This is a genomic window from Ochrobactrum sp. C6C9 (assembly GCF_022627935.1).
Taxonomy (GTDB): Bacteria; Pseudomonadota; Alphaproteobacteria; order Rhizobiales; family Rhizobiaceae; genus Brucella; species Brucella teleogrylli.
This window is the reverse complement of record NZ_JABXGB010000034.1, coordinates 21,991-28,060: the sequence shown is the minus strand read 5'-3', so window position 1 is coordinate 28,060 and position 6,070 is coordinate 21,991. Positions and strand designations below refer to the sequence as shown.

Sequence of the window (6,070 nt, the reverse complement as noted above, 5' to 3'; positions counted from 1 at the left end):
GCCATGTGATCCTCCGTAGTCTTGGTAAACCACAGAGAATCATAAACTCCTGAAATCGCTCAACTTAATTTTCGGTTCGGCTCTAAACCGACACACCATCTGTCTTTAACAAGCAACTTCTACCCACCGCAAAACTCGCCCGAAGGCTTCGCAAAGTTGATTGCACTTCCCCGGTGCAACAATTCCTCGACTTGCTCCACTGAAGGTTTGTGAGAACCGCTCGGCCGTTTTTTATCGACTTGTCTAAGTTGCTCTAACCAAGTGCTCGCTTGATCTTTTCAGGTGTGATCGGAAGTTCATAGAACCGCTTGCCCGTGGCATGCGCTATGGCGTTTCCAATGGCCGGAATGATCGGGATCGTCACGACCTCGGCAATGCCCTTTGGCGGCGAAGTATCAGAAAGCGGCGTCAGATAGTCCGCGCTCTGTTTCCATACGGCGACGTCTTTCGATCTCGGCAATGTATAGCGATTGAAATTCCATGTTCCGTCGCCCGGACCATCATCGTAAAGTGGCAGTTCCTCCATAGGCGCGTGGCCGATGCCCATGGCGAGGCCACCCTGCTGCTGGCCCGATACCAGTTCGGGCACGATGATCTTGCCGGGATCGAGAATGCTGTGATGCTGCATGATCTCAACCGCACCCGTAAAGGTGTTGACGTTGAGTTCCACAATGCAGGACGCTGGCGCATAGGTCGTCACGCCCGCATTGACGCGCTGCACCGGCGGGAAATTGACCTTGCTGCGTTTGATATATTCATAACCACCCGTGGTCATCCGCCGTTTCGCCTCGGCGAGAGCGCCATCATCATAGCGCACCGCCAAAGCGTCGATGGCAAGCTCGCGCATGCCTGCGCCGGGAACGGTGAACTGAGCGGTCGCCCATTCCCAGCGACTGAAACAATGAAGCGCCACCCCTGTGATCAAGCCCAGTTCGTGCGCCTTGCGGGCGATGCGCCCAAAGGAAAGCGTTTCCATACTGCCGCCGCCCACACCGCCCGGGACTATACGGATATCGGCGAAAGTCACGTCACCAGCCGATATTTGTCCGTCGGCTGGCCCTTCGCTCCAGATGGTCCGCGCCGCAGGCCAAATGGTGTGTTCCAGCAGGAACTGCGCGGCCTGCCGGGTGCCGAAGCTTAGAAAATACGCGCTGTTGGAGGCACTCATCGCTGGCAAAGTGGCAGGGACCCAGTAAGGGTTCTTCTCGGCCTCGTCCTGCTGCGCCTGCGTCATGGTATAGGGCGAACCGGTGCTGGTTATCGGAAGCTGCGGAAAATCCGTCACGCCGAATTCCACGTCATCGGGCACTTTGCCGATGATGTCGCGCGCCAGAACCTGTTGCGCCGTTGTCGCTCCGGTGCCAATTTCCAGCACGCAATGCCGCATGGTCAGCCGCCCCTGCGCGTCGAATTCCAGCGCAAGCGCGGAGGTGTCAGCCCCCGTGCCGTAATCCTTCTGCACCTGCGCAAAGCCGATGCCGTAAAGGCGGCCCGGATGCGCCGCGTCATAATCCTTCTTGGCCTGTTTGCGATTGGTCCAAAGCGGATTGCTGGCCGCCTTGTCGAGCATTTCGATATTGCGCGGATCGCCAAGCGGCTGAGCGCCTTGCGTGTTCAGGTAGCCCGCCTTGGTGGCGTTGCGGCGACGAAGCTCAATGGCGTCGATGGCAAGTTCATTTGCCAGTTCATCAACCATAAGTTCAGTCACCGACATGACCTGAAGCGCGCCATAGCCGCGCATGGAACCTGCCTCCACGGCCTGGCTCGCCAGCGCGACCGAACTGAAGTCCGATTTCGGCAGATAATAGATCGATTGCGCCGCCGTTGCGGCGACTTGCGCGACGGAGAAGGAATAGTTGGCCCGTCCGCCTCCATTGGCGACATAGTGCCCTTTCATGATTTCGAACTGGCCCGTCTTGCGGTCGGCGACAAGCGAGACATCCATATGGAACGAATGGCGCTTGAGGCCCATCTGGAACTGCTCATAGCGATCATTGGCAAGACGCACGGCTTTGCCACCGCCGTAAAACGCCGCCATCACGCAGTAAAGCGGGAAAATCGAATGGTCTTTCGAGCCATAGCCGACCGTTGTGCCGAATTGGAGCTTGATCTCATCGACCGGAAAGGTCTTGTTGCCCTTGACGATCATGGCTGCGAAGCGCGCCGCATCGTAAGGCGATTGCACGGCGGCGATGATATGCAGCGTCCGCGTTTGCGCATCGTACCATGCATTGCCATTGTCCGCTTCCAGCGCCGAAGGATCGATCGACTGGGAAAACGCCTTGCGGTCAAGCACGATCTTGTCTGGGTTCTTCCGCGCCGCGTCAATCTCTGCGCCAAGTTGATGCGCCGCATTCATGCCCCGGCGCATGGGCTCGTAAGTCTCGCGCGCCACCTGTTCAGGATCGCGCGCGCCTCCGCCCCGGTGCCTGGTCTGCACGGAGCGCGGAACGAACAGGCCCGTTTTGCTTTCATCCGGCCAGACCACGTCGTTGCCATCAAAATTGCCGTAGATCGTCGCATCCTGAAAGGATGAATAGACCTAAGGCGATGTCGGGGTTCCTCCGCCAATGCGCACATAACGCGCTGCGCCGTAATTTTTCGGCGACTTGAAGCCGGTCTCAGCGCCATAGCGGACGACATCCGCTTCAAAGCGCAGCATACGCTTCGCCAGTTCAAACCGCTCGAAATCGTCGTAAACAAGCAGCGCCACCGAATGGCCAAGCAAAAGCGGTGTTTCGCCCTTCGGAACGAGGAAATTCTTGCCGAAAAACTCTTCAGCAAGATCAGACACTTGCGGAATGCGGATGCCGTCCCGCTCCAGATCCTCATGCATCACCAGACGGTCATGCTGGAGTTCTTTTCCCAGCAACGACAGGTCTAGCCCTCAAAGGTGCGGTCTGCTTTTGTCGCCTTTATGAAGAAAGCGTGCCCCTGATCCCTCGTCCAGCCGGGAATATCCCGGGCGCGATAATCGCGGGCAAAGGTTTTCCCGCCGGTCACTTTTCGTATGGCGTCCCAGCGATGGCGCGCCTTGCCGTCAGCGTCCAGCCAGTCCGCAGTCGACGGCCCCGATTGCACCTCCAGCGCTTGAGCAGCCGGAAGACGCGCGAAGAGAACGGATATGCCCGCGAACGTACCCAATTTGATGAAATCACGGCGTGACAGTCCGGCAGCCATGTATCTATCTCCTTAATTGACCGTGCAGGGATGTCGTCCAAGATGCGGTCAAATCAGTTCTACGAATTATCGGACAGAGCGCTGGAACGCTTTGACCAGCCCGGCAGTAACAGGATGGCCCCCGCGCCCGCCCCACTGCGCCCGCATCCAGCTAACCAGCGCGGCAATTTCGCTCTCGTCCATCGCGTCGGCGAAGGCCGGCATGGCGTACATGCGCTGCTGGTTGGTGAATGCCTGAGTGGCAATACCGTTCAAAACGGCGCTGATCAGCGCGTTCGGTTTATCCAGCGCAACTATGCCGTTGCCTTTCATGGCGGGCGCGACATTAGGTATGCCTTCGCCGTTCAGGCTCAGCACGCTTTACCGGCTGTCGTTTCAGCTGTTCGATAAAAACGGTCGCGCCTGCAACGAACCCCGGCGTGCAATAGCCGCATTGAAAGGAAAAATGATCGATGAAAGCCTGCTGCACCGGTGTCAGGCTGAGAATACTACCGTCACTGTCGCGCTGCGCGTGGCCCTCAATGGTGAGGATCGATTTGCCGGCAAAAAAATGTGCATCATAGATGCATGTGCGGCTTTCGGTCTTGGCGCCATCGGGCTTGACCTCGATAACTGTACAGGCATGGCAGATGCCCTGACCGCAGCCAAAATGCGTGCCCGTCAGGTCGAGATATTCGTGCAGAAAGTCGATCATCGGCATCCCGAGCGGAACGTCAACGGGTCCGACTGTGACACCATTAATCGTCAGTGTCAGCGGTCGCTTTTCCATATTCTATCCCGAAACCTGTTATTGATCAGCCGCTCGAACAGACCGCCACAATATAATTTTTACCGAAATCTTACGCGTAGCTAATTTAACCAAATGTAATATTATTCAATTAAATAATAATCATTCTTCCATTAACGGAATATGAAACTAAATCCGACCGAATATCAATTCAATAGATAAATAATAATTGGTTGTTCCAATTCAGAACGAGCTACCGCTGAATTAACCTTTACGGATATGCGTCCTGTTTCCGACAACGCCGGACGGCGGTATCAGGAAACGCAAGGCGGCCAATTCCAAGTAATCATCTAAAAAATTGCTATAAAAGCACTTTCAAGAATCTGGACAGACAGAAAAACTGAATTATTATATTAGTTATGCATCAGCAATAAAATATAAGTTTGCAAGCCTGGGGTCCGCGTTGTATTTTCTCACTGACCCTGTGGTGGCGCTATTTGCTTCCCTTGCAATAGGCTACCTCATCGGCCGCTTGCGCATTGGCCCGGTTCGATTGGGCGGGGTTTGCGGGACATTGCTGGCGGCGCTAGCAATCGGGCAACTTGGCGTCCGCATTTCGCCGGACCTGAAGGACAGCGCCTTCACTCTTTTCATCTACGCTCTCGGATTTACGGCGGGACCTCAGTTTTTCGCCAATATTCAAGGTGGGTGGCGGTATGGAATTTTTTCCATCATCGAAGTTGTATGCGTCACTTTGCTGGTTTCGATTGCGATCATTCTGTTCAAGCTCGATATCGGAACGGCAACCGGCCTTTTCGCAGGGTCCGCGACGGAATCCGCGGCCATCGGCACAGCGTCACAAACGATTTCCCGTCTGCCCATCTCGCCAGAAGAGATTGAACAATTGCAGGCCAATGTCGCCACCGCTTACAGCCTCACCTATCTGTTCGGGCTTTTGGCGATCGTGGTGTTCACGACCCAGCTTGCGCCGATACTTTTGAAGGTCGATCTCAAAACCGAAGCGCAGGCGCTCGCCAGAAAACTGGATTCGGAGGATGAGGACGACGATCAGGTCGAGGGGTTACCTATGTTCGTCGCCCGTGCTTTCAGGGCTGGCTCCCTCGGCGGACTGACGGTTGGCGATTTGGAGAAAGGCTGGAACTGGACTGTCACGATTGAACGTGTGCGCCGACATAAGAAAATTGTTCAAACAGACCCTGCGTTCCTTTTGAAGCCGGATGACATTGTCATTGTACACGGACGCCGTAACGCGGTTATCGCCATTCAGGATTCATTTGGAGACGAAGTTCCCGTGCCGGACGGCACCAGTCTGGCGCTGGTGACCCGTGAAGTGGTTCTCATCCGGGCTGACGCATTTGGGCGTCAAATTCGCCAGTTGCGCCATTCGGCTTCGCCAGAATTGCGGCGTGGCGTGTTCATATCAAATATCCGCCGGTTAGGGCAGAATATCCCGGCATTGCCCGGTACGGTTCTCCATGAAGGAGATGTTCTGACGCTTTATGGACAGGAAGAGGTGGTTACGCGCGCGGTGCATGCATTGGGTAAGCCGTTGCCCAAAGTCGCCAGCACAGATTTTGTCTTTATCGGACTGGGGATCGTCGCCGGTCTTCTGCTGGGTAACTTCTCTCTCAATATTCGCGGCTGGGAGCTGACGTTAGGGTCAGGCGGCGGCGCCTTGATCGCTGGCCTTGTCTTCGGTTGGCTCAACATGCGAAATCCGGCGCGCGGCGGGTTTCCGGTTCCTGCCGCTGAATTTGCGAAAGATTTCGGACTGGCGACATTCATCGCCGCCATCGGGTTAAGCGCCGGACCCGAGGCGATCGATCTTGTCCTTCAATACGGACTGATCCTGCCGATCCTTGGCCTGATCGTTTCCTTCGTTCCGGCTCTCGTGTCACTTTTTGTCGGCGCGAAACTGATGAAGATCGAGACACCAATTCTTCTTGGCGCAATCGCTGGTCAGCATTGCAGTACGCCAACGATCAGCGCACTTGTGTCCCAGGCCGGGAATTCGACGCCGGTCATCGGATACACGGTCACCTATGCGATTTCCAATGTTCTCCTGCCCCTCATGGGACCAATGATCGTGGGGATTGCTGCGGCGCTCGGAAGCTAGCTGACCCCAGCAAATCTCCGGCGATG

6 protein-coding genes are annotated in these 6,070 nt (G+C 55.9%); 1 reads left to right on the top strand and 5 read right to left on the bottom strand.

Translation table 11 applies throughout. The features are described from left to right. Positions 1-253: 253 nt before the first annotated feature. The 5 genes from HWD97_RS20995 to HWD97_RS20975 all read right to left on the bottom strand — a co-directional run bounded on the left by HWD97_RS20995 (position 254) and on the right by HWD97_RS20975 (position 3,949). On the bottom strand, positions 254-2,488 hold the full coding sequence (locus HWD97_RS20995; protein WP_371835512.1) for a xanthine dehydrogenase family protein molybdopterin-binding subunit: 2,235 nt from the start codon (positions 2,486-2,488) through the stop codon (positions 254-256). 54 nt (positions 2,489-2,542) lie between these two features. Continuing rightward, complete coding sequence (locus HWD97_RS20990; RefSeq protein WP_235859064.1) at positions 2,543-2,872, bottom strand: hypothetical protein; 330 nt, start codon at positions 2,870-2,872, stop codon at positions 2,543-2,545. A gap of 8 nt (positions 2,873-2,880) precedes the next feature. Then, the gene (locus tag HWD97_RS20985) at positions 2,881-3,180 is read right to left on the bottom strand and encodes a hypothetical protein (protein WP_235859065.1); all 300 of its coding nucleotides are present in this window, start codon (positions 3,178-3,180) and stop codon (positions 2,881-2,883) included. A gap of 66 nt (positions 3,181-3,246) precedes the next feature. Then, the gene (locus tag HWD97_RS20980; RefSeq protein ID WP_109365586.1) at positions 3,247-3,492 is read right to left on the bottom strand and encodes a cytochrome c; all 246 of its coding nucleotides are present in this window, start codon (positions 3,490-3,492) and stop codon (positions 3,247-3,249) included. A 13-nt stretch (positions 3,493-3,505) separates the two neighbouring features. After that, positions 3,506-3,949: a (2Fe-2S)-binding protein gene (locus HWD97_RS20975; RefSeq protein ID WP_109365585.1), complete on the bottom strand. Its 444-nt coding sequence runs from the start codon at positions 3,947-3,949 to the stop codon at positions 3,506-3,508. 421 nt (positions 3,950-4,370) lie between these two features. Between HWD97_RS20975 and aspT the strand changes: the two genes are divergently transcribed. Then, positions 4,371-6,044: an aspartate-alanine antiporter gene (gene aspT, locus HWD97_RS20970; RefSeq protein ID WP_371835511.1), complete on the top strand. Its 1,674-nt coding sequence runs from the start codon at positions 4,371-4,373 to the stop codon at positions 6,042-6,044. The last annotated feature ends 26 nt before the right edge of the window (positions 6,045-6,070 follow it).